At 39.2% G+C, this 24,499-nt stretch carries 18 protein-coding genes; 8 read left to right on the top strand and 10 right to left on the bottom strand.

Translation table 11 applies throughout. From position 1 onward, the window contains the following. Positions 1-53: 53 nt before the first annotated feature. Entirely contained in the window at positions 54-1,046 is a 993-nt protein-coding gene (locus MKY65_RS21430) for a TAXI family TRAP transporter solute-binding subunit (protein ID WP_339180553.1), read from the bottom strand. A 269-nt stretch (positions 1,047-1,315) separates the two neighbouring features. Here MKY65_RS21430 and MKY65_RS21435 point away from each other — a divergent pair, with 269 nt between their 5' ends. Further along, positions 1,316-2,104 carry a serine hydrolase gene (locus tag MKY65_RS21435; RefSeq protein ID WP_339180555.1) on the top strand — a complete coding sequence of 263 codons (789 nt, stop codon included), beginning with the start codon at positions 1,316-1,318 and terminating at the stop codon, positions 2,102-2,104. 55 nt (positions 2,105-2,159) lie between these two features. After that, complete coding sequence (locus MKY65_RS21440; protein WP_339180556.1) at positions 2,160-3,422, top strand: hypothetical protein; 1,263 nt, start codon at positions 2,160-2,162, stop codon at positions 3,420-3,422. 69 nt (positions 3,423-3,491) lie between these two features. Here the strand turns inward: MKY65_RS21440 and MKY65_RS21445 are convergent, their stop codons facing one another. From MKY65_RS21445 to MKY65_RS21455, 3 genes are all read right to left on the bottom strand, one after another. Further along, positions 3,492-6,644, bottom strand: a complete 3,153-nt coding sequence (locus MKY65_RS21445; RefSeq protein ID WP_339180560.1) for a DEAD/DEAH box helicase — start codon at positions 6,642-6,644, stop codon at positions 3,492-3,494. A gap of 5 nt (positions 6,645-6,649) precedes the next feature. Further along, positions 6,650-7,843, bottom strand: a complete 1,194-nt coding sequence (locus MKY65_RS21450) for an MFS transporter (protein WP_339180563.1) — start codon at positions 7,841-7,843, stop codon at positions 6,650-6,652. Between the two features lie 165 nt (positions 7,844-8,008). Next, positions 8,009-8,524 (bottom strand): DoxX family protein, encoded by a 516-nt coding sequence (locus tag MKY65_RS21455; RefSeq protein WP_042529269.1) that lies wholly within the window; start codon positions 8,522-8,524, stop codon positions 8,009-8,011. A gap of 679 nt (positions 8,525-9,203) precedes the next feature. Here MKY65_RS21455 and MKY65_RS21460 point away from each other — a divergent pair. The 5 genes from MKY65_RS21460 (at position 9,204) to MKY65_RS21480 (ending at position 15,162) form a co-directional block, all read left to right on the top strand. Beyond that, positions 9,204-10,130, top strand: a complete 927-nt coding sequence (locus MKY65_RS21460; RefSeq protein ID WP_339180567.1) for an ATP-binding cassette domain-containing protein — start codon at positions 9,204-9,206, stop codon at positions 10,128-10,130. Between the two features lies 1 nt (position 10,131). Beyond that, complete coding sequence (locus MKY65_RS21465; protein WP_339180569.1) at positions 10,132-11,361, top strand: ABC transporter permease; 1,230 nt, start codon at positions 10,132-10,134, stop codon at positions 11,359-11,361. Between the two features lie 479 nt (positions 11,362-11,840). Further along, positions 11,841-12,383: a flavodoxin family protein gene (locus MKY65_RS21470; RefSeq protein ID WP_339180572.1), complete on the top strand. Its 543-nt coding sequence runs from the start codon at positions 11,841-11,843 to the stop codon at positions 12,381-12,383. A 239-nt stretch (positions 12,384-12,622) separates the two neighbouring features. Further along, positions 12,623-13,780 carry an N-acetylmuramoyl-L-alanine amidase gene (locus MKY65_RS21475; RefSeq protein WP_339180574.1) on the top strand — a complete coding sequence of 386 codons (1,158 nt, stop codon included), beginning with the start codon at positions 12,623-12,625 and terminating at the stop codon, positions 13,778-13,780. A 122-nt stretch (positions 13,781-13,902) separates the two neighbouring features. Further along, on the top strand, positions 13,903-15,162 hold the full coding sequence (locus tag MKY65_RS21480; RefSeq protein WP_339180576.1) for a hypothetical protein: 1,260 nt from the start codon (positions 13,903-13,905) through the stop codon (positions 15,160-15,162). Positions 15,163-15,252: 90 nt separating this feature from the next. Here MKY65_RS21480 and MKY65_RS21485 read toward each other — a convergent pair whose 3' ends face one another. The 5 genes from MKY65_RS21485 to MKY65_RS21505 all read right to left on the bottom strand — a co-directional run bounded on the left by MKY65_RS21485 (position 15,253) and on the right by MKY65_RS21505 (position 22,034). Beyond that, on the bottom strand, positions 15,253-16,296 hold the full coding sequence (locus tag MKY65_RS21485) for a ribonucleotide-diphosphate reductase subunit beta (protein WP_042529258.1): 1,044 nt from the start codon (positions 16,294-16,296) through the stop codon (positions 15,253-15,255). Next, on the bottom strand, positions 16,277-16,723 hold the full coding sequence (locus MKY65_RS21490; RefSeq protein WP_339180578.1) for a flavodoxin: 447 nt from the start codon (positions 16,721-16,723) through the stop codon (positions 16,277-16,279). The genes MKY65_RS21485 and MKY65_RS21490 overlap by 20 nt, the downstream gene beginning before the upstream one ends. Continuing rightward, a complete protein-coding gene (locus MKY65_RS21495) occupies positions 16,708-18,936 on the bottom strand; it encodes a ribonucleoside-diphosphate reductase subunit alpha (RefSeq protein WP_339180581.1) in 2,229 nt (742 codons plus the stop codon). The genes MKY65_RS21490 and MKY65_RS21495 overlap by 16 nt, the downstream gene beginning before the upstream one ends. 1,394 nt (positions 18,937-20,330) lie before the next feature. After that, entirely contained in the window at positions 20,331-20,855 is a 525-nt protein-coding gene (locus MKY65_RS21500; protein WP_339180583.1) for a hypothetical protein, read from the bottom strand. A 12-nt stretch (positions 20,856-20,867) separates the two neighbouring features. After that, a complete protein-coding gene (locus tag MKY65_RS21505; RefSeq protein WP_339180585.1) occupies positions 20,868-22,034 on the bottom strand; it encodes a ParM/StbA family protein in 1,167 nt (388 codons plus the stop codon). Positions 22,035-22,640: 606 nt separating this feature from the next. On the opposite strand from MKY65_RS21505, the gene MKY65_RS21510 reads away from it, so the two are divergent. After that, positions 22,641-23,888 carry a diguanylate cyclase gene (locus MKY65_RS21510; RefSeq protein WP_339180588.1) on the top strand — a complete coding sequence of 416 codons (1,248 nt, stop codon included), beginning with the start codon at positions 22,641-22,643 and terminating at the stop codon, positions 23,886-23,888. Between the two features lie 68 nt (positions 23,889-23,956). Here MKY65_RS21510 and MKY65_RS21515 read toward each other — a convergent pair whose 3' ends face one another. Continuing rightward, positions 23,957-24,442 carry a GNAT family N-acetyltransferase gene (locus MKY65_RS21515; protein ID WP_339180590.1) on the bottom strand — a complete coding sequence of 162 codons (486 nt, stop codon included), beginning with the start codon at positions 24,440-24,442 and terminating at the stop codon, positions 23,957-23,959. Between the last annotated feature and the right edge of the window lie 57 nt (positions 24,443-24,499).

The raw sequence follows: 24,499 nt of genomic DNA on the forward strand, positions 1-24,499 counted from the left end.
GCCGGCAGCCTATCCCTGCATATTCTTGGGTGGAGCCGGCTTATTTCATTTATTTATTCGATACCTTCTTCATCAAAGTACCTCTGTGCACCTGGATGCACTTCAATATCAATTCCGTCTAATGCGGTATCTTTTGTGATAAAGGATGCTTTATCATGCGCCATCCCTTCTGCATTTTCATATATTGCTTTGGTCATCTCATAGACGAGGTCTTCAGATAAAGAACTGCTTACAGCCAATGCCGCTAATACAGCAACTGTTTCCACATCTTCACTTAGACTGTAAGTACCTTCTTCAATCGTATCTGCAGCATAGTAAGGATACGCTTCCGTAAGCTCATCGATTTTATCCTGAGCAATCGGGACAATAGATACATCTACAGAAGCAGCCAAGCCCTCTACCGCACCTGTAGGCGTTCCCGATGTAATAAACGCGGCATCAATATTGCCATCCTGGATTCCTCCGGTAGATTCACCAAAGTCCAGGTTTTGAGCATCAATATCATCGATTGTCATATCGTGTACTTCCAGGATTTGTTCGGCATTGATAAATGTACCTGATCCAGGAGCACCAACAGAAACGGTTTTTCCTGCCAGGTCTTCTACCGATTCAATTCCAGAACCCGCCGTCGTTACAATTTGAACCGTCTCCGGGTATAAAGAACCCATTGCCTGTACATTTTCAACAGGTTCATCAAAAGCGTTGATTCCTTCTACAGCATGCGCTACCACATCTGTTTGTACAAAAGCAACGTCTAAATCACCATTTTCAATTGACATCACGTTTTCTGCTGAAGCATTGGAAGAAATCGCATCTGCTGTTACATCTGTATTATCCGAAATGATGGTTGCCATTTCTCCTCCCAGCGGATAATAAGTTCCACTTGTTCCGCCGGTAGCAATCTGAATCATTTCCGGATCTGTACTCGGATCTCCAGCTTCCTCGCCGCCATCGTCTGCATTGCCGTCGTCACCGCCGCCGCAGGCTGCTAATAATAACAATAACGCAAAAATAAGTGCTAGCGGGCTTAACCAATTCTTTTTCATCTAAAAGTCCCCCTTTTACAAAAAAGTATCGTACTTGTAATAAGTTTACAATATTAGTAACATAAACGTCAAATTATTCTCAAAACAGGAAACGATTACATATACAATTTTAAAAATATTCATTACTTTAAACATTCTTTTTACTGTATGATATATAGTGCGAAAACATGCTGTATACTTTTTTTAAGCGATTTCCAAGTATTTCTTGACTACTTTTTGAATATTCCATAAGATTAACATAACCCACTTTCCAACGAGGTGATAAAACATTGTCACTAAAAATGTTAAAGCATGCTATTTATTCCATAAAGCCTTTACCGCCAGTAAAAATATGCTATTTGATTCAATCCGGAGAAAATGAAATCGCTTTTAATGAAAACAAGCCGCTTCGTTCCGCCAGTATTATTAAATTGTTTATCCTTGCCGCTGCCTATTATGAAGAAGAGAAAGGAAAGATTGATTTATCTAAACTGGTGCATCTCTCCTCCTCCGATATGGTCGGCGGTGCGGGAATTATTCCTTATTTATCAGATAAGCAGACCTATACATATCAGCAGCTCCTCGAATTAATGATCATTGTCTCTGATAATACCGCTACAAATGCAGTGATTGATTTCATCGGTTTAGATACTATCCATGCATTTATTCAACAAATAGGCGGAAAGCATACGAAATTAGAGCGAAAGCTGATGGATGATGCAGCAATAAAGCTCGGATTGGAGAATCGGACGAGCTGCTATGATGTCATGCTTCTGCTGGATTTATTGACAGAGCCAAATAACGTACTGCCAAAACACCGTCAGGAGCAAATGCTGACTATCTTGAAAAATCAGCAGTTCAACAGTAAACTGACTGCTTTTTCTGCCTACGATTCCTCCATCAAGACATTTCATAAAACCGGGGAACTGGCCGGGGCAGAGCACGATGCAGCTATTTTTCAAACAGCGGATAAACAGCTCAAAGCAGTTATGCTGACAGAAGGATGGATGAACAATGGAGAGGGACAGCAATTTCATCAGAGAGCAGGAGCACATATCTATCATTATTTGAAAAGTTAAGCCGTCATGCCTCTTTTCTTATAAAAAATACAGCTATCTGTAAGGGGGGAAACAAATGAATATAACACTAGGGGTTTTAGGAGAAAAAACAATCGTTCAAAGAGTACAAGAAATCGCGGAACAATTTCCATCTATTGACGTCCTCCCTTTTGTATTATCTGAATCATGCAATGCTGCAGTTCGGGCAGAGGGGGCCATGATGTGTGACGCACTTCTTTTCACTGATTACAGTTCCTACAGTGAAGCTTTAAAACAAAAGCGTCAGCAAATCATGCTTTATATCGCTTACGATGAATATAGTATTTTGTCATCTATCTTACGTATTGGACAGCTTTCTAAGAAAAAATGCATATCCATCGATTATCCGGAAGATATAAAGCACATTGATTTCAAGGATGATATCGCCATGACAGAATATGATTTTATTTCGGCCAGCTATACCAAGCAGAGCTGTTTCAATGTTCAAATGCTGATTGATTTCCATAAGGATCTATTTTTACAGAAAAAAATAGATTTGATTCTGACCTCGAGAAGAGATGTCTATAACGGGCTTTTCCAGGAAGCTTTACCCGTTCATTATATTCCAATGTCTGATAAACGTATTTATCAGGCATTGGAAAAAGTAGTACAAACACTGGAGGTACAGAAGCATTCAACCGGCCTTGTAGTAACAGGTATTTTATTTTTAAAAGAAAGCCTCCCTATCCATATGCATCATCAAATACATACAGAAGTCAGAAAATATGTCAGTACATTTTGTCAAAAGTATGAGGCTATACTTTTACCGAATAAAGATAATCATTATTTTATCATCGGTACAAGCAAGCTGATTAAAGTGATTAAAGAAAACTATCGTGACTTTCCCTTTATCGATGAGGTAGAAAAGCTTGCCGGCTGTTCTATTGGACTGGCATTTGGACTTGGATTGAATCCTCTTTCTTCCCAAAAAAATGCGTTTATGGCCCTGGAAGCCTGCCGTAGTGATCGGCATAGCCTCAGCTATCTGGTTAATGAATGTCAGGAAATCATTGGCCCTATCGGCCAGCGGAAACATATCGACACCAATAAATTATTTCATGAGCTTGTTCATCAGGCCCGCTTAAACAATGAATTATCTTATCTTTTTATTCAATTTATTGTTGAACGCAATAATGAACCATTCTCTTCAAACGATATCGCAATGTTTTATCAGGTCAGCAAGCGCAGTGCCGAACGGACTGTAAAAAAATTGCTGTCCGGAGAGATTATTAAAATTTCCGGCAAGGAAAGTCCCTATTCGAAGGGAAGACCCAGAAAGCTGTTCAGTTTAAATCAATAATTCCAAACAAAAAAGACGGAGCATGGCCGTCTTTTTTGTTATTTAGAAAGGAATATTCTACATTGATGTCTACAAACTTAAAAGTTCTTTAATATCATCCTCGCTTAGAGAAGAAAGCATCGTTTCTCCAGGCTGGATAACCTGATCAATTAATTCTCTTTTCTTTTGCTGCAGCTCATAAATTTTTTCTTCAATCGTGCCTTCTGTCACCAGACGGATGACCTGCACCACATTCTTCTGTCCGAATCGATGCGCTCTCCCAGTCGCTTGGTCTTCTACGGCCGGGTTCCACCATAAATCATATAAAATAACCGTATCCGCACCAGTCAAATTCAGACCAGTCCCTCCTGCCTTCAGGGAAATAAGGAATATTCCTTTTTCTCCCTGATTAAATCGTTCGCTCATTTCGACACGATTTTTAGAAGGGGTTTCGCCACTCAGATAAAAGTAGTCATGCTCTGCTGCCTCTAACCGTTCGCGAATAATGTCTAACATGCTGGTAAATTGGGAGAAGATAAGCAGTCTTTTGCCGTTGTTGATTGCTGTTTCTACTGTTTCCATCAGCTGCTCCAGCTTGCCGGATCTTCCTTCATAGTTTTCGACAAACATGGAAGGATGACAGCAGATCTGGCGCAGTCTCGTTAATCCTGCTAAAATCTTCATTCTATTCTGCTGGAAAGAATCCTCCTGCATGGACATCGCTGCTTCCTGCTGCAGCTTCCTTAAATAACCGACATATAAATCCTTTTGATCATTTGTTAATTCCGAAATATGCACGGATTCGATTTTTTCCGGAAGCTCTTTGAGCACATCCCGTTTCAAACGCCGTAAAATAAACGGTTTTGTAATGGCGGCTACTTTGCTGGAATCAAGCTGCCTAAATGTCTTCTGATCCGGCATTAATCCAGGCAGGACTACCTGAAAAATGGACCACAGCTCTTCAATCGAATTCTCAATCGGTGTGCCGCTTAACGCAAACCGCCGTGTAGCATGAAGTGTACGGATGGCTTTCGAGGTTTTCGTCTGATAGTTCTTAATATACTGCGCCTCATCCAGCAATAATGTTTGGAACATAATCTCTTGATAATAGTCAATATCCTGACGCAAGGTTGCATAAGAAGTAATCCAGACATCTGTCTCTGAGGCGCTTTCCATTCGCTTATGCCTCTCCGCCGGCTGCCCGGTCAAAATAACCGATGTTAAGTGCGGGGCAAACTTCTCCAGCTCACTTTTCCAGTTATATACTACAGAAGATGGAACTACAATCAGATGCGGGCCGACAGGATTCTCTTCCGTTTCAGACGTAATATAGGCGATACTCTGCAAGGTCTTTCCCAGCCCCATATCATCTGCCAGAATTCCGCCGAGCTGATACTGACTCAGAGATTTAAACCATTGGTAACCAACCTTCTGATAGGTTCGCAAGGAGGCCTGCAGGTTTTCAGGCAGTTCATAAACCTGTTCCTCCGGCGACTTCAAATGGCTTAACAATTCTCTGAAATTCGAATCATACTGTTTTTTTGTATCGAGCAGCTCATCCAGCTGGGCACCGCGATATACCGGCATCTGTACCTGACCGTCCTGAACGGCATCCTTATCCATTCCCAATCCGTCAAAAAACCGCTGGATGGAAGCAAATTCTTCCGTATCCAAATCCAGCATTTGACCGGAATTCAAACGAAAATAGCGTTTCTTTTCAATCACAGCCTGAAGAACTCGATTAATTTCATTATCGTCTACTCCATCAATGGAAAAACCGATTTCTAATAAATTATTTTGCCCCTCCATCCGGACACTCGTGCTCGGCTGCGGATCATAATCAAAGAACAGCCTTTTAAAATCGCTGGACAGAAACAGTTCTACATCCTTATCTAAGGAAGGTAAAATCTTATATAAGAAATAATAGAGGTCTTCTTCATCCACAGACATATAAAGTTCTCTGCCATTATATTTGAAATTTGCTTCTTCGATATGCTGCATAATAAGACTTTCTTTATCCACATCCCGAATCAGCATCACATCCGTATCTTTTTTTCCTTGAAAGGGGTCAATCACATGTGTGCCATAATGATATTCCAGACGCCCGACAATTAAATCCTCCCGTAATTCTAAATAGCATCTTGCTTTTAACGGCTCCTTGATGACCTCATCCGCAATACGTTCATCTAATTGAACCTGGCCGACTGTCTCCAGCGCCGGCATAATTTCAGAGAGAAAGGTATCTGTCTGTTCAACAGGAACATCAAAGTAAATATTCTCTAAACGAAACATTTCCAATTCCTTCAAAACAGGAACTTGCTCTCGTTTAGGAAAATAGAAAACACCGTCTAAAAACAATACATCATAGTTAGGGAAGAATGTCATTTCATTTCCCTGCTGCAGATTAAGCGAGATATGCTGATCGTTTTTCATGACGTCAAATTGAAAAGGCAGCTCTCCGTCAACGATTTGCACCTCTTTATATTCTTCCCGCTCTGTTTTCACAGCCGTTTCCCGTTCCATTAATTTATATAATAAATTTTTTGCAAGTACCGGCGGAATCAGAAGATACCTTTCACTGCTTCTTTTCCCTGCATAATTATAGGAATCATACAGGTCAGCACTCTTGCTTGCCTGATACAGCAGCTCAAAAATCTCTTGATCTGCTTCTTCCACGACATGCTTCCCTGCTTGAAATGTAAACTTTTTAGAGAAATAATGATCTCTTTTTCTAAAATAATTTTCTAAGAAGTCCGCTGCATTCTTTACCACATAGCGATGCTTCTCGCCAATTTTCAATTCAACCTGCAAATGTCTCAAATAAGACCAGCTTACAATATACTCTACCTTTACCGGATGCTGATAAGAAGTGTTTTCTGTGACACTTCTCGTTCCCCGGATAGCTTCCATAAAACGATTTAAACGATAGTGATTTACTTTCGGTTTCACATCACTGTTTTCATAGCTTTGAACCGCTAATAAGGTGGCTACGATGTGCTTGCAATAGCCGTACACCTCAAATGCAGGACAATCGCAATGCATGTCGATGGAACCCTGCTGCAAATCATTAGTATTCACTTCTACAAAGTAATCTTCTGTACCCTGGACTGTTGCCGACCAAGTCAACTGATTCGGATTATACATTAAATCCTTTACTTTATTGGTTCTAAAGTAATTCAGACCACGACGGTAAAAATTATCAGGAAACGCATTTTTTATATTGATATCTTTAATTTGTTTCAAATCTGTTAACCCACCTTTATGTTGTCAGATGATTTCCCAAGGGCAGTAAATACATAAATCAGTATGGAAATAACGATAGAGCCTGCTGCTATTAAATAGATAGATGTATAGTTAAGCATAGCTGCAATCTGCCCGAACAAAATTGCCCCGACGCCGACTCCAAGATCAAAACAGGAAAAGAAGGTCGCATTTGCCATTCCTTTCCGGTCAGCTGGCGCCCGATTGACCGCCCATGCCTGCAGGGCAGGCTGTACTGCCCCAAATCCCAGTCCAAATAAAGCTGCTGCTGTCAATAAGACAGTTATGTTGGGCAGCCAGGCTAAGAGAAGCATAGACAGGAATATAAGCGAAACTGCCGGCAGAAAAATCATTTTATGACCTTTTCTATCATATAGTCTACCCGAAAACAGCCGCGAAACCATAATAAATACTGCAAAAATAAAGAAATAGATTTGAATCCCCTCTACGCCTCTTTCCTGCGCATGCAGAGGCAGAAATGTCGCTATTCCACCAAATGCAAAGGTAATAAAAAATAGCAGAATCGATGGCTGCAGGGCGCTTTTTTCCAGTACGTCAAAGCGCGCAACCTTTGTTTGATGAGCCGGGTCAACTTTTTTATAGCGGATGCGCATGGCAAAAAGAAACGCCACTACACCACCAAATGCACATAGTAAAAAAAGCTGCTGATAGGAGATAAGCACAACCAGCGTCAGGCCTAAACTTGGTCCGAAAGACAACGCAATATTTCCGGATAAACCAAAATAGCCCATTCCTTCCCCTCTCCGCTTTGGCGGGATCAAATCGGTTGCTATTGTTCCTCCGGCTGTTGTTGAAAATCCCCAGCCGATACCTTGAATAATTCGTATTATAATTAAAATTAAAATGCTCGCTGTAAACGCAAATGCTCCTACAGAGAGAACAAAAATCCCTAATCCGATTAAGTAAACAAACCCTCTCCCCTTATTTTCGAGCGCATGCCCGGCATAGGGACGTATCAGGAGGGCAGAAAACGTAAAAATACCTACAATGATTCCCACCATTTGATCGCTGCCGCCAAGATCCTTCACAAACAGAGGTATGGTAGGTATTGTCATTTGAAAACCTAAGAAAATAAAAAAGTTCGCTATCCAAATATATAAAAAATCCCGCGAAAAAATCTTATCATTCTGCGAGACGGCTTGCGCTTGAACCGACGACATAAACATCCTTCTTTCATTTTGTCATTCCTAAGCTATTATACAGGAGTTTCTCAGCAAATAACATGAAAAGAATTTGGAGGAGGTTCTTCCGCCCCATAAAAAATACAGGAGAGCAGGATACCCCCGCTCTCCTGTATTTTTTATATTTTTATTTAATCCGCTGCTTTAAGCTGCATTGGTTTCAGGCTGTTTTCCTTTTCTCACACGCTGATTCCAGGTTTCTTTAAGATAAGGCATTACCCAGCGGTCCAGACCATATCTTCCAGCATTTGCACCAGCGATAGCAATGAAGATTCCTAAGATAGCCATTTGCGGGTTTGTAGAGAATGTTCCGCTTAGCAAGAAAGAGAAGTTCATCACAACGCCCATAAGAGCAGCAAGGTTTGTAAAAATACCTAAGATTAGTCCAAGTCCAACCAGTACTTCTCCCCACATAACAAATACAGAAAATAGTCCAGCGTTCGGAATTGCTACAGTTTCAAGAAATGTTGCCCACCAGCCCTGTACAGCCGGGTTTTCTCCAGTTGTTTGTGCAATAGCACCTTGCAAATAACCACCTGCATCAAATTCACCGCCTACAATTTTGCCCCAGCCAGAGGTCAGCCATCTAAATCCAAGATAAAGTCGAATAATCACCCAAAGCCCCGCAACGTACTTGTTTGTTCTTAAAAAGTTCATCATGTCAATCTCTCCCTTTATTTAATAAAATAATTTGTTTTTAACATGTTCATTGTTTCACATTTATTTAAAGAGGATATCCTTTAGTACACTTTTATAATATCATGCAGATACGCATCAGTAAATACTAATTTGTGAATTTATTCACATTTTATTCCGAATATGAACAAATGATGAAGGTAAATTATGGATAATTTATATCTACATAAACACGGATATTTTATTCGCTCTTTTCTTTTACTTTTTAAAATGAAACACACCCCTCATGGATTTTAAATATGCACATTTCCCTATACCGTTTGGTAGTAAATTAAAAAATACCATATATTAATGAGTCAACACCAAAATCTATGATTGGAAAATATAATTAAATGTGATAAAAACAACTAGCTAGCGACAGTTTTAATGAGATGAGTAATCGCATCGGTCGCACTAAACTGACAACATTGCTGCGATTACTCATCCCATTAAAAACATTTGTACGTTGGAAAGCGGAGCGGTTGGTTGCAGGAGCGATACACAATCATCAATTCCAAAAAGGAAGGAGGATAACTGACGGACAATTCTCCGTAATAAATTACCAGTAATAATCATTTTTTTGAAACCATTCAAACAGGGTTTCCGTACAATAAAATAAGAAGAATTTTCCGTTTTTATAATGGGATGAACGAGGAGTGTTTATATGAAGACCTTATTAACCGTTCAGAACCTTAAAAAATCTTTTAAGGATAAGGAAGCTTTAAAGGGAATTTCCTTTGAAGTAAACCGCGGCGAAATCATGGCTATACTAGGGCCAAACGGGGCGGGTAAATCTACCACGATTCGTAATATTATGGGTATCATGTATCCGGACAGCGGGGAAGTTCACTTCCATCAGCAGTCGGGAGAAGCCATTCCTAAATCTAAAATTGGTTATCTTCCTGAAGAAAGAGGCCTCTATAAAGATGTCAAGGTGATGGATATTCTCTTATACCTTGCTGATTTAAAGAATTACCCTTTAGATAAAGCAAAGGAACGCATCTTAACCTATTTAAAGAAATTTGATTTAGAAGGAAAGGAAAACACCTCTGTCGAAGAACTCTCCAAAGGAATGAGTCAAAAAGTACAATTTATCGGTTCTATTCTTCATGAACCAGACCTGCTCATTCTGGATGAACCTTTTTCCGGTCTCGATCCAGTCAGTCAAGAGATTTTCAAAGATGAAATCGCTTCTTTAGCTGCGAACGGAACGGCCATTCTGCTTTCATCACATCAAATGAATCTTGTGGAGCAGATGTGTGACCGGCTTTTTATGATACAGCATGGCCAGAAAGTGATTTATGGCACGTTGGACGAAGTTAAAAAGCAATATGCCAATTTCAAATGCATCTTGCATGGTGAGAATCCGCCCGCTCTGCTGGAGAAAATCCCTGAAGTCGACCGGATTGAGCATAATGGCAGCCGTTCGATTCTCCATCTGCAAAAAGGGGTCATCCCTCATTATTGGCTAAAGCAATTACCTGCAGAATTAGATGTACAAGAGCTACATATTAACCGTATTTCTCTGCACGAAATTTTTATTGATATTGCTACAGATAAGCATCTTATCTCTCAGGAAGGAGGTGCCTGAAATGCAGAACTCACTGAAAGTAGCAAAATGGGAAATAAAACGGAATTTAAAAAATAAAACATTTGTCATCGGATTATTTATTACACCGGCTTTATTTATTTTATTCTTCTTCCTCGCCTCTTTATTTTCTTCAGATTCAGATGAAGCTGAAACTATGACAGTCTATGTAAATGATGACATAGGAATATATGAAGACATCGAGGCGATTAATGAAGAACGTGGTTTTGACTGGGAGCTTCACTCTACTGATACATTAAAATCGGAAGTAACAGAAGTGAATGAGCCTTATACAGCGTATCTGTTTATTAATGAACAATCCTTGGAGGAGAACCGAATCGCCACTTATACAAGCGAGGAAGCTGATCCATTATTTCCTGGGCAATTACAGGCGTTAAGCGGACCCGTCCAGGTAATGAAAGCGAAAGACTCTGGTCTCAGTGAACGGGAAATAAACCAGCTGCTTGAGCCTGTTTCCTTCGCAGAGGGCACTAACCAGGATGAAGCAGCGACAAGCGAAGGCAGTGGGATTGCTTCCCTGGAGGATCCTTGGGAAAGTATCCTGCCAGGTGTTTTTGCCGGGGTAATCATGCTTTCCATCACTTTTACAGGGATGGCTATTTTTCAAAGTGCTTCCCAAGAGAAAAAAGATAAGATTGCAGAGATTATTTTATCCTCTCTAACACCATCCGAGCTGATGCAGGGGAAAATTATCGGTTATTTTATCTTAGGTCTTATTCAAGTTACAGTCTATATTGCCGTCCTGCTGCCGTTTATTATCTGGCAGACAGAAGTTCCGGTTTTAGAATACCTGCTTGTCCCGAGAACGCTTCTATTTGTATTTATCGCTCTCTTGAGCTATCTGATGTTTGCAGCCATTTTCGTCGGCGTCGGTGCAACCATGTCGGATGTGTCCAGTGCTGGTAATCTGCAAGGTTTTGTAATGATGCTTCCATTTTTGCCATTTATCATTATTGGACCGGTAATCAGTAATCCGGATGGTATCCTTGCTACCGTGAGCACCTACATTCCATTCACAGCACCTTCTGTATTGCTCATGCGGTTGACCATGCTGGATGATTGGCCTTGGATAGAGATTATGATTGCCTTTGCTGTGATTATTTTAAGTATCCTTCTTTTTATGAAGATTGCCGGGAAAATTTTCAAAGTCGGAATTCTTTTATATGGAAAGAACGCCACACCAAAAGAAATCTGGAAATGGATTCGTATGTAGAGCTATTTTCGGGCTCACTACCATGGCAGCACCCTTTTTTTCAGCGCCCAGGGCCAGATGCAGCGGATTCTAATTACGAAGGAAACACCACAATATCATATGATGATAAAACAGAGACAGAAGCAGTTCATCCTGCTCTCCTGCCTCTGTTTTTTTCGTTCATGCATACACTGACAAGGTCATACATATTCTTTATCATATTGCTTTTTTAAGTAAAAATCTAAAAATCTTCATACTAAATAAATGATAGAATCCCTTCCATTCATTGCAAGCTGCTATCTTTATTTCCTCTCCCCCGCTTCTTCATTTATCATGGAGAACTGCCCGTAAACCCCGTCTCACCATAAAGAGTGAATTTAAATTTATTCAGGCGGGAGAGAACAGATATGGACTCCCTGAATTATTCAGGCTAATTCAGCTGGAGAGGAGCAACAACTCCTGCTGCATGAAGTTTCGTTTTATATAGAAGGAGGATGTTTATGAGTACGATTGTGTTTCATGGATCAACACGCCAAAACAGTAATACAGAAATATTAACCTATGAAGCTGTGCCTAAAAGTCAGGGCACGCACGTTTATTTACGTGACTATATTATTCATCCCATCATTGATCAAAGACATGATATGAATGGATTCACCCCAGTAAATGACGATCATACAAAACTTATTGATATGCTGTTAGAACATGATACGCTTGTTTTTGCCACCCCTATTTATTGGTATAGTATGTCCGCTCTTATGAAGCTGTTTATTGATCGCTGGTCGCAAATCTTAAGAGATTCAGATTATCCTGATTTCAGAGAAAAACTGTCTCAAAAGAAGGTATATCTAATTATCGTCGGGGGTGACAATCCATTTATTAAAGGGCTGCCGCTTATTCAGCAATTTCAATATATATGTGACTTTTATAAAATGCATTTTGCGGGATATGTGATTGGAAAAGCCAGTAAACCAGGTGACATATTACATGATAAAAGAGCTTTTAAAGCTGCTTCCACACTGCTTTCTTTTACGGATGACTAGGATTACAATCCTTTCCTGTTGATGACGCCAACAGGGATTTATCAATTAAATATAAATAATTCCCTTAATGAAAGAATTGTTATTATTTTCCCAAAATAACTACTTAATCCTAAATGAATCTAAAAATGCTAGTCTTATTTAATTATTTTTCCCTTTCCAGGTTTAAACTCTTCTATGTTTAGGCTATTCTATTAGTATCCAATCATGTAATTCATTTTAGTCATCTAGAGGAGGATTCAATGGAAAAGAAAACAAAGAAGATTTATCTATTGGCTGCAATATTATTTATACTTAGTTTTTTCTTGCCGAATGCAAGCTTGGCAAATGGCGACAGTTATGAAGTAAGCTCTGCTGTGTTAAACATCCGAAGCGAGCCGTCTAACGATGCGTCTCTGGTTGGTCAGTTTACAAAGGGAGATAAGGTGAATGCGTTTGACGAACAGCATGGTTGGGTTCAGACTTATTATGGCGGTGAACCTGTATGGGTCGCCAAGCACCATCTTATTTCAACTGGCGGCCCCAGTCAGGAAGAAGCTCCAGCTGCAGAAGAAACAGTAAATGAAGAACCGGCTGCAGAGCCGGCTGTAAATTCTTCCGGATCAGTGACTGTTTCTGCTGACAGCATTTATGTCCGGTCCGGTCCGAGCACATCAGATACGATTATTTCCTATGCTTATCAAGGAGATTCCTTTGATGTCAACTCCACTTCAGGGGATTGGATTGAGATTTCCTTAGGCAACGGCGAAACAGGATGGATTGCTTCCTGGCTGACAACAGATGGAAGCAGCAGTGAAGAAGCAGCAACAGAAAATACTGCTCCAACTGTCGAAGCAGCTCAGACACAGTCCAGCAGCTCTGGTTCTCTATCCGGACACACCATTGTCATTGACCCTGGTCATGGCGGGAAAGATCCGGGAGCCATCGGATTAAATAATATCTATGAAAAAGATGTTGTCACCTCTACAGCAGATTATGTTGTGCAGCAGCTGGAAGAAGCCGGAGCAAATGTAATCATGACCCGAAATGGCGATTATTTTGTTTCATTAGACGAAAGAGCACGAATCAGTAACAGCTATAATACCGATGCTTTTATCAGTTTACATTATGATAGTTTCTCTGCTGTGCCAGTGAGCGGAGTAACAACTTATTACAACTCTGATTCTGATGCTGCTTTAGCCAGCTCACTTAACAGCACTCTGTCTTCTACTGTTTCTCTGCCATCCAGAGGCACACAACAGGCGGGATATAAAGTGCTCGAAAACACAAATGCGCCATCTGTGCTGATTGAACTTGGCTATATTACCAATCCGCATGACCTAACCGTTGTGCAGACAGGTGACTATCAATCTAGCGTAGCCCGCGCAATTACCAATGGACTTATTAATCATTTAAATTAATAGGATGAAACGGCTTCGAAAATACTTCGAAGCCGTTTTTTCATGCTGATGCATTTCTTTAGAATGAGAAGATAGCATGTTATACTTTAATCAATCTATAAGTCAAAAAGCGAGGTATACCTATGCATCCTGCTACAAAACAAATAATTGAAACAACACGTGAACAATTTCAACTGACTGATTTTTATTTAGAAAATTATGATTTCGTTCAGCATGAGGAAGACCAAATTCATTTAAGTATGACTTGGCTCCCAAATGGAATAGATAAAACCGATGATTTAAACCCGGCTGGAACTGTTGAAATAGCTGTGGATACCGACACAAAAAAACTGAATCATATTATTTTTGTGAAGGGAGAAAATCGGTTACCTGCTGAGTTATTTCCACAAGCGGATAACATGGAAGCCATGATTGAATGGATAGAGGAGCAGACCCAATTAGATTACGGCAGACAGTTCAAGCTTGTAAATGAAGCAAAAGAAAAAATTGTTTTCCACGCTGCTGTGGATAATATCAGACTTTTCCCCGGAGGAACAATCACGATTTCTTTTAATGAGGAAGGAATGTTATCAAGCTTCTATATGCATGGAAAGTTTGCGGATGAATCACAAATTCAATGGGAGCCTTTTAATTTAGTAGATGAGGTTATCTATCCTCTGGCAAGGCAGCATTGTAAGCTTATTGAAGTCCCGGACGAATTGACTGCTGCTTGGAAGCCGTTCTATGTTATATCCAGCTTCCTTATTCCAAATCGAATTCCTGATTCTATTATCTATTTCAATCAGGCAGAGAACAATCTTTCTTACACACCTCTTGATACGATTTTAACCTGGGAGGAGCCTTCCACGGAGAGATTAGAGAAAAAGGAAATCGATTTAAAGCATACCTTTACAGAGGAGGAAGTTTTTCAAAAGAACATAACTCCAGATAACAATAGGCCCATTGAGAAGGACACCATAGAGAAGATGGTAACCGAGATTACGGATATGCTGCGGAAGGAGTTTCCAAACGACAGCGGGCGTTGGCGCCTGACTTCTGTAAAACGTGACAGTGGGTATTTATTAGCAAGGTTGGACCCTGCAGCACCTGTACCAAAGGTTCTTTATCCATCCTTGAAGCTGTTGATCAATCCAGAGACATTACAAGTTGATAATTACATGGACACAGCAGCGTTATTGGAAGCTTTTGATTTCCTTGCTGATGCGGAAGCAGTAAAAGTGGATACAGAAGCAGCTGCCGGGCGTTTATGCGAGCATATCGAAGTAGAACCTGTATATGTTTATGATAAGCAAACAAAAATGTATCAATTATGCGGAAAGGTAACAGGCGGTTCCTATGCTATCGATGCCGTTACAGGAGAACTATCCACGATAGACGAGTAGTGTTGTGAATAAGTTATAAATTTATCCACAGGTTATTTTTCTGAAATACGAAAGAAGCTTTTACGTTATATAACGTAAAAGCTTCTTTTCTTATAAGTCATCAAAACCGTTTAAATCACTAGTTTTCGTATATTGACGTGATTTCTGTTCAAAGAAATCCGTTTTTGTCCCATCCACGTTATCCACATATGCACGAATCCATTTCATAGGATTATCCACATGTTCTGGATAAAGTTCTTCTAATCCCATCATACGCAGCATTTTATTGGCACGGTATTTGACATAGCCGTCCAGCTCATCCATATCAATTCCTTCCACACCTGCAAGCGCATAATGTGACCATTCTAATTCCAGTTCAACAGATTGATGGAAATGGTCATAAACCCATTGAATGAATTCTTTATTATTATGCTCCGGATTCTCAGCTAATGTAGCCCGGAACAGTTCTGTAATAAAGCGGCCATGCTCCAATTCATCACGGTTGATATAGCTGATCATCGTAGAGGTCCCTACCATTTTATTCTGTCTCGCCAAATTATAGAAGAAAGCAAATCCAGAATAGAAAAACATTCCTTCTAACAGCGAAGTATATACTAATGTTTTAAGGATATTTTCTATTGTCGGATTTTCCACAAACGTATTATATTGCTCTGTTAACAGTTCGTTCCGTTTCATCAATAATTCATCTGTTCTTCCTAATTGGAATGATTCATTCTGTTCATTCCAGGAAACGACAGAGGATAGAACATAAGAATAACTTTCATTATGCACTGCTTCCTGTTGCGCGATAACCGCCATAATTGATTGGACAGAAGCATCTGTTGCATAGAGTGAAATCAACAATGCTGTTCTTGTTTGCGGTGCGTCCAATGTGGATAACAGCCCAATTATTTTCAAATACGCATCCTGCTCTTCTTCAGACAGGGTGGGAAACTGTTTTACATCACTAGACATATTTATTTCATCGGCCTGCCAATAGTTTCCGACAAGTCGTTTATATATTTTATACCAATGTGGATAAGCAATATCATTCCAATTTAGAATGCCACTTGATTGGCCTCCAAATACGCCGGTTGATTTATTTGGAAAACGCGGTTCTAACGTTTTAGCACGCTCAAGCGTAACTTTTTGCATGATTCAGCACTCCTTCTAACCACTGTTCAATCTTATTCTCCTGTGATCCACGCGGCGATTGTTCGATTTTAAGAGCCGGATAACTGCTTCCATAAAAATGGGCTAATTTATCTGCAGCTTTGCAAAACAAATCATCCCCGCCAAATTGTGTATCACCAGTTCCGAAAATAACCATATTTCCGGGTTTATATCCTACTTCTATAACAAAATCCTTTACCTCATCTGGTGTAGCTCCTCTTTCCCAAGTGAAGGTACCCAAAAATACAAGGTCATAATCAGCAGGATCGTTGAGTGCATCGATGCCGATTCGATGCCACTCAACTGTTACCCCTTCTTTATTTAAATAATCCCCAATATACGCAGCAACTTCTTCTGTATTACCACTGTAGCTTAAATACGCAATGAGAATCCTCAACTTTGACACCACTCACACTCTTCGACATCGTTGGATGTGGAACGGACATAATATGTCGTTTTTAATCCTTCATTCCATGCCTGTAAGTGTAAGTCGAGTAATACAGATGCGCGAATCGTATTCGGTACATAAATATTAAATGATAAACTTTGATCAATATGACGTTGGCGTTTTGCATTCTGACTGACAGAATAACGCTGGTCTACAATATATGCAGAACGGCGATAAATATTATACGTGTTATGATCTAAAGCCGGCGCTGTAACAGGTATTTTAAAATCCTTCTTTTCTTCATGATAGAACACTTGGAAAATCGGGTCGATACTTGCTGTCGAACCAGCAATCATTGCCGTTGTAGAGTTCGGTGCAACAGCCATTAAATAACCATTACGGATTCCATTCTCTTTGACTTCTTCTTTTAATGCAGTCCATTTAGAGTCTGTATAGCCTTTTTGGTCAAAATAAGCACCTGTGCTCCATTTACTTCCTTCATAAACAGAATAAGCACCTTTTTCTTTACTTAACTCCATACTGCTTTTAATCGTTAAATAAGCAATATTTTCGTAAAGTTCATCTGCATATTGAACAGCTTCTTCTGTTTCCCAGCCGATTCCTTTTAGCGCAAGAAGATGATGCCATCCAAACGTTCCAAGACCAATAGCGCGATATTTTTGATTTGTAATCGTTGCCTGCATAATCGGCAGCGTATTAATATCAATCACATTATCCAGCATTCTTACCTGTATCGGAATCAGACGCTCTAATACATCATTGGAAACAGCTCTTCCAAGGTTGACCGAGCTCAAATTACAAACCACATAGTCTCCAGCTTTATATTTTCTTACAATTGTATTTTCACTCTCTAAAAATTCTTCTACAAATTCAGTAGGCGACTGATTTTGTGTGATTTCTGTACACAGATTCGAGCAATAAATCAAACCTTCATGTGAATTTGCATTTTGACGGTTTACTTCATCACGGTAGAACATGAAAGGCGTGCCAGATTCTAACTGAGAACGCATCAAACGCTTCATAATTTCAATCGCCGGTACTTTTTCTTTTGATAAATCTTCATTTGCGACACATTCTTCGTATTTTTGACGCCATGAACCATTTCCTTTTTCTTCATCATAAAAGTCCTCTAGAGAATAGCCCATTACCTGACGTACTTCATGCGGATCAAATAAATACCAATCGCCGCGGTTTTCAACCTGCTCCATAAAGTAGTCCGGCAAGCATACGCCAGTGAAGATATCATGCGCACGCATGCGGTCATCCCCATTGTTAAGCTTCAAATCAAGGAATGATTCGATATCACGATGCCATACATCTAAATAAATCGCAATCGCACCTTTACGGGTTCCAAGCTGATCCACGCTGACTGCTGTATTGTTTAACTGTTTGATCCATGGCACAACACCGCTGGACATTCCTTTAAATCCTTTGATTGAGCTGCCCCGTGCACGAATTTTACCCATGTAAACACCGATTCCGCCGCCGTTTTTAGAAAGCTTGGCAATATCGGTATTACTGTCGTAAATCGCCTGCAGGCTGTCGTCTACAGTATCAATAAAGCAGCTGGAAAGCTGGCCATGTGTTTTTCCCGCATTGGTTAATGTTGGTGTCGCTACAGTCATATATAGATTACTTAATGCCCAGTAAGCTTCCTGAATATATTCCACCCGTTTATTTTGCGGCTCATCCTGCATAAGGTGCATCGCAATAATCAGCCAGCGCTCCTGAGGAAGCTCAAATACACGCTTCTGATGATCCGTTGCTAAATACCGTGTAGCAATGGTATAAATTCCCAAATAGTTAAATAACCTATCTCTTTCCGGTACAATCAGTCTTCCAATTTGATCAATTTCTTCTTTTGAGTATTTTTCCAGAAATGAAGGTGTATAAATGCCCTCATTGGTTAACATGTTAATTAAATGATAAAAGGAACCATATTTTTCTCTTTCGTCATAGCCGCGGTTGGCAGCAGCTTCTTTATATAAATTCTCCACGTAAATTCGTGCAGCTGCATACGTCCAATCCGGATTTGCTTCATCTATATTTTCAAGGGCTGTCTGAATAATGGTATCATTCACTTTCGTACTGGAAGTAACCCCTTGTGTCTGCTTTTCTGCTTTTTGAAACCAAGCATCAGCATCTACTTTCAAACCTTCTGATGCACGATTGATTTTTTCTTGAATCGATGTCGGATTAATAATAATGGTCATTTTTATGCCTCCTGTAATCATATGTATCTATTTAAAATCAATTTATTTATCATAATAAAAATAAACTTATACTCTTCCAACGGCTTTACAGCATATTTCTCCAAAATAATAAGCGCCTTGTGAGGCAAATCTGCTGATGAATGAAATGATAAAAAGTAATCTGTTATCCGTACTATATATAGTAGATTACTCCATTTTAAATACAATCAGTTGATGGAGGAAACCAAGGTTACAGCAGGCTTCACCATTTCAGCAATTCAGACATTACCCTGACAAGACACAATATGTAGTGCTAAACGTTTTTCGTTTCGCCTATATCTTGTATTAAACACTATCATAGATTATTCAACTACGCAAGATTTTAATTCGAGATAGGATGTTATAACTAAAATCTGTTTTTGTCCAAAAAAACAAATGATTTCTGCACTATCTGCTTAAAATAGCAAAGGGGGAACAACGTATGGTTAACGTTATTTTTTGAACCGCTCATACTTACGATTCATTTATCATACAGCGAATAAGATTTTTTAATTGAATGTAACGTGATATATTTAGTTGAAATAAAGATTTTAGCTTCTATCTGCACTCTGGAAATACACTACGCTAGTTAAAGTGCTTATTATAGAAAAAATTAATTTTGTCAGATGCAAAAGATAGATTAAATAATTCAACTTAAATGGATAGATATAAAATTTCTATCAAAAATAGAATCCGCTAATTTTTATTAAACTCAAGTTCTCATTATAGCTTAATTTAATAGAAATAAAAGTATTTAGAAACGATTTTTATTGGCAATTTTTTATCCACATTTACCCCTGTGGATAATGGGTGGATAACCAAAAAGTTATCCTTTAGATTTCCACAGAATTATCCCCAGATATGTATAAATAAAAGCGGGTTTTATAATAGCATAAGAAAAATCAAAAATATCACTTGGTCTTTAAAACATCGGTGTTCTCGCCAAAGAGATGTCCGCTACAACGGTTTTCGATGGAGCGAGTAACCGCAAAAGCTCTTCGATGGGACGAGTAATCGCAGTCCCAGTCCCTGCCTCAGTGGGAAGACCCCGCAGGAAAAAAAGTGTTCTTCTTTTTACCCTCAGGGCATAAGTGCGACTTTAGCTCTGTCTGCGCCTGCCGGCTTGCCAATCGCTAAGTCTTCTTTTCACCCTCGGGGCATAAGTGCGACTTTAGCTCTGTCTGCGCCTGCCGGCTTGCCAATCGCTAAGTCTTCTTTAAAGGAGATGAGCTCGGGGGCCATGGAAAGCGTAGTGTATTTCTGAGGCCTAAGATTACTCATTCCATGAAGCCCGTTGGAGCGGCTATCCTCAACATTTTATTTCTTACTCTTATAAAAAAGGAACAGCTCCATATTTCATGGCAGCTGTTCCTTTTTTATTTATTCATACTTGAAAAGAAATCACCTAATGGGTCGGGTTCTTCTTCCTCTTTCTCTTCTTCTTCAGCAGGATGAATCATTAAATCACCTGCACTTAAATCGTCCATAGTCCAATCTTCCTGAAGGCTTTCTTCCTCTATTTCCGATGCGGTGCTGCTTGGTTCTTCTATCTCTGTAAATAGATTTTCCACTCCGCTGTTCATAGAAGTTAATAGTGCCGTTGCCCGCATAGGATCGGATAATAATTGATATAGAATCGTCCCGATCAGAGCTTCTGAGTGCTCATGCTTCAACCAGCTTTTTTGTTCCTTTGTCAGCTGTCGGGGGAGCGGAATCGTAACCGTCTCCTTTTCCCTTACTGTCATTTCATTGACACCCTTTAAAACGAAGCTCGCAATTTTACTGGAGAAGTTTCTCCGTTCGGTTTCCTTCAATTGCTGCAGTTGTCTTAGTAAGTAGTCAGGAGTATCTGAAGGAATTCGAAATGTGATTGTTTGTCCTCTTTCGATATTCTTTCCCATAGAATAATCACCTTACTTCGCTTTCGTAGTCTTCTCTTCCTTCTCAACCTTTTCATTCTTCTGCACAAAATCGGTAATTAATTTATAATACGCATTAGCCATCATCCAGATGCTTTCATTCTCATCTTCAAAGAATTCAATATTGTAGCCTTCCAGCTTATTATTGATCGCTTTGATGTAATCTTTCAGCACCGCAGAGCCGCCACCGACAAAATAGCAAATTTCTGTCTGGGAATTCCTGCTCCACACGTTCCGCAAATAACGATATTCTTTCTTGGCAAGCTCCAGCAGAATATGATCTGTTATATCATGAACATTCGTACGGCTTCCTTTGACCATAATATGATTACGATTATTTTTTCTGGTGATAATATCCACGACATCTCTTCTGCTGTCCAGTTCTACACCGTGTTTTGACCTGATTTCTTCACGAATTTGTTCTAATGATTCGGAAACACCGATATTAAAACCTTGTGCTTTATCGTCATCCACATTTCTATTGCGAATAACAGCAATATCTGTGGATAACCCGCCAATATCTTGAATTAAAATTTGTTTGTCAATTAATTCCTTGTTGATAACTTTTAAGTCATTATCCATGATTAAATTGACGTATGCAGCAAAACCTTCCGGATATACTTTTACTTCATCAAATTTAATATTTACTTTTTTCCCCTGGTGCTTCGGAGTAACTAAAAATTCTATCTGATGTACAGAGCCCAATAGACGGGAACGATAACCCACATCTTTTCCTTCTTTTACTTCTCTAAGCGGTAATCCTGTACCTAATGTATAAAGTGCATCATAAACACCGTTTTTCTCTTTAAATGCTTCACTTGATACAGCATCTAATGCTAATGAAGCAAGTAACATAACTAATGTCTGATCTTCTTCTGATTTACTGCTTCCTGGATCCAGTTCCTGAGAGTTGGTTGTTTTAGTAGCCAGATTTCCTACTCTGTAAACAAGGTTATTTTCGGATAGGGCAGGGGAGTGGATTCGGATATGAATATTATCCAGTACTTCCTTCGTATCTAATTCTTCAATTCCAATAACGGGCCTGTCTTCTAAATCAGGTGCTACCACATTGGGTATGTAGTATTCATTTTCTAATTTACCGAAATTCCCCTTTAAGGCATCATTTCCAACATCAATTGCTGCAATTCTTGACTTTGTCATTTTCCATTCTCCTTTCAAAATTACGTTTCTTCTATATAATACAACATAAAACGAATGAGCAATCTATCTAGACTTCCATTCTATCTAATAGTTATCTTCTTCGATAAACTATAACTCTAGCATAAACACATCTTCTCCATCCATCAAGTATTTTAGCGAAATGTTTACATGTTTGTTTTTTTGTACACTTTTATAAACCCTATCAAATCAATTAATATACATTATTGTTTACAAGTAAACATTTTTGTATTCGATGTAAACAATATTGTTTTCTTGTGTGCATAATTGTTTACTAATGTTTTCTACCTGTGAACTCTACCCTCTTTTTTACAAAATCAAAATTAATACTTGTTAAATATTACAATTTTCTATAAAATATAACTAAATACATATGAATATTACTAACTTAGAATAAGTAAATATTTGTATTTTATAGTTGGTGGGAAATGTAAAAACATCCTTTATTTACTTATATCTATTTAAATTTGCGCAGCTATGATTCTACTTGCCATATAATTAGGTCTAATTCACCGCTTCTTTTTTACTTGGAGTATCAGACCGGTGGAAAATCCAATTACTATTCTTTGAAATGGAGAGGTTCTTATAATGGTCCGATTATACCTGCGTATAGTGATCCTATCGATTTTTACCATGGCTGCTCTGCTTTCGGTCAGTTATGGTACATTACTTCTGGATGTAAACTCTTATATTTTGATTTATTCCATCTACCTTCTCTTTTCTATCCTTTTTGTCCACTTAAGGACGCTTGTTAAGGCTGGAAAAATGAATATTGATTACAGTATTTCCTATAGTTTTTCCCTCGTTTTATTAGCAGGTCCATTAGGCTTATTTCTATTTGAAATTGCAAATCGATTTTATGTATATTTTCATCGGAAAATCACCGGTACAGCAGATGAGGACGAACTGCTGCATACCTTTTATAATATTGGTGCGCCGACTTTATTCTGTACGATTGGATTCTATGGTTTTCATATTATATATCCTGCTGTACAGGGCCTCCCCTTCTCGTTCTGGCTGGTTGTGTTCTTTTTAATTATTTTAATGGATGTTATTTCTTCCTGTTTTTTAATATTAATCATGCTTGTTACTAAAAATATGCATTCGAAACAGGAAGCATTTGAATTTATTACCGGGCGGAGCATGCTTGATTTGCTTAAAACAGCTTTGACAAACGGGCTGCTTTTCACATTTATATCTGAAGGCCAATGGGAAGCAGTGATTGCTATTTTCCTATTGAGTTATATCGTAGGACGCGCCGGGATATTTCATACCAAGCTTTTACTCCAAAAACAGGAAAGCGAACGATTTAAAAAAATGGCCTATACCGATTTTCTAACGAATATTTACAATCGGACCTATCTGAATAAAGTCATGCAGGAGTTAGACGAGAAGGAAGAAAATATTGCATTAATTATTGGTGATATTGATGCTTTTAAATCTATCAATGACACATTTAATCATGTTGTCGGCGATAGTGTCATCCGGCACTTCGCACAAATACTGCAAAAAAATATAAATTCCAGTGATTATGTATTCCGTACTGGCGGAGAGGAGTTTACCATTATTCTCAGGAATAAAACCTTTGCGGATTGCCAGCTATTCCTAAATGAATTAAAAGATACTATTTTGGATACTCCTGCCCAGACAGAATTCCGGTCTGAAGCTGTCAGCATCCCTTATACCGCCTCATTTGGGATGTATTATATCCATAATAATCGTCTGACGAAGCTTAAGAATGCTTATTTACAAGCTGATGAATTGTTGTTAAAGGCAAAAAACAGCGGGAAAAATCGGATTATTTCTATGGATGGCAGGTTAAACAACAAGAAATAACGTATTACTTTGTGCACCGGGCATAAGAAAGGGCAGCTTCGTTCAATTTTAACGAAGCTGCCCTTTCTTTATAATACCTTGATATACCAGCGGTCCATAGCCGAGTGTTCGCTTCCTTCCAAGGGTTTCTCCAAGGATTGAAAGCCATATTTTTCATATAAGCTGCTCGCTGCCTCCAACTCATGTCTTGTTTCTAGATAGCATTGTTTAAAATGCACAGAAGCATAGTCCAGAGCCGTTTTCATTAGTTTCCGGGACAAACCCCTTCCTTGGGCTGCGGGAGCCAAATAAAGCTTCTGCAGCTCACAAATAGACTGTTTTTCATTATATATACCTATTCCAACACCGCCAACGACTTCCCCATCCAGCTCCATTACCCAATATTTATCCTTTGGCCGTGCTTGATAATAAGAGCTTAACTCAGCGAGCTGCGGGTCTGTATAGGCTGTTCCTTCATGATCGAGATGATGTTTTTCTAAGGAGCGCTTAATGATCGCTTCCATAGCTTTATCATCCTTAGCTTCGATTTCTCTGATGAGAACTGATTTATCCAATACATTACTCCTCCCCCGGCTATCCTGCCCCATTTATAAAGAAAGAAGCTGCCCTGT

Source organism: Oceanobacillus sp. FSL W7-1293 (assembly GCF_037969815.1).
Taxonomy (GTDB): Bacteria; Bacillota; Bacilli; order Bacillales; family Amphibacillaceae; genus Oceanobacillus; species Oceanobacillus oncorhynchi.

Bases quoted from the DNA above. Each gene is read 5' to 3' on its own strand.
- MKY65_RS21430 (WP_339180553.1), bottom strand. From the start codon at position 1,046: ATGAAAAAGAATTGGTTAAGCCCGCTAGCACTTATTTTTGCGTTATTG.
- MKY65_RS21450 (WP_339180563.1), bottom strand. From the start codon at position 7,843: ATGTCGTCGGTTCAAGCGCAAGCCGTCTCGCAGAATGATAAGATTTTT.
- MKY65_RS21470 (WP_339180572.1), top strand. From the start codon at position 11,841: ATGAGTACGATTGTGTTTCATGGATCAACACGCCAAAACAGTAATACA.
- MKY65_RS21505 (WP_339180585.1), bottom strand. From the start codon at position 22,034: ATGACAAAGTCAAGAATTGCAGCAATTGATGTTGGAAATGATGCCTTA.
- MKY65_RS21480 (WP_339180576.1), top strand. From the start codon at position 13,903: ATGCATCCTGCTACAAAACAAATAATTGAAACAACACGTGAACAATTT.
- MKY65_RS21455 (WP_042529269.1), bottom strand. From the start codon at position 8,524: ATGATGAACTTTTTAAGAACAAACAAGTACGTTGCGGGGCTTTGGGTG.
- MKY65_RS21460 (WP_339180567.1), top strand. From the start codon at position 9,204: ATGAAGACCTTATTAACCGTTCAGAACCTTAAAAAATCTTTTAAGGAT.
- MKY65_RS21485 (WP_042529258.1), bottom strand. From the start codon at position 16,296: ATGCAAAAAGTTACGCTTGAGCGTGCTAAAACGTTAGAACCGCGTTTT.
- MKY65_RS21475 (WP_339180574.1), top strand. From the start codon at position 12,623: ATGGAAAAGAAAACAAAGAAGATTTATCTATTGGCTGCAATATTATTT.
- MKY65_RS21465 (WP_339180569.1), top strand. From the start codon at position 10,132: ATGCAGAACTCACTGAAAGTAGCAAAATGGGAAATAAAACGGAATTTA.
- MKY65_RS21440 (WP_339180556.1), top strand. From the start codon at position 2,160: ATGAATATAACACTAGGGGTTTTAGGAGAAAAAACAATCGTTCAAAGA.
- MKY65_RS21495 (WP_339180581.1), bottom strand. From the start codon at position 18,936: ATGACCATTATTATTAATCCGACATCGATTCAAGAAAAAATCAATCGT.
- MKY65_RS21500 (WP_339180583.1), bottom strand. From the start codon at position 20,855: ATGGGAAAGAATATCGAAAGAGGACAAACAATCACATTTCGAATTCCT.
- MKY65_RS21510 (WP_339180588.1), top strand. From the start codon at position 22,641: ATGGTCCGATTATACCTGCGTATAGTGATCCTATCGATTTTTACCATG.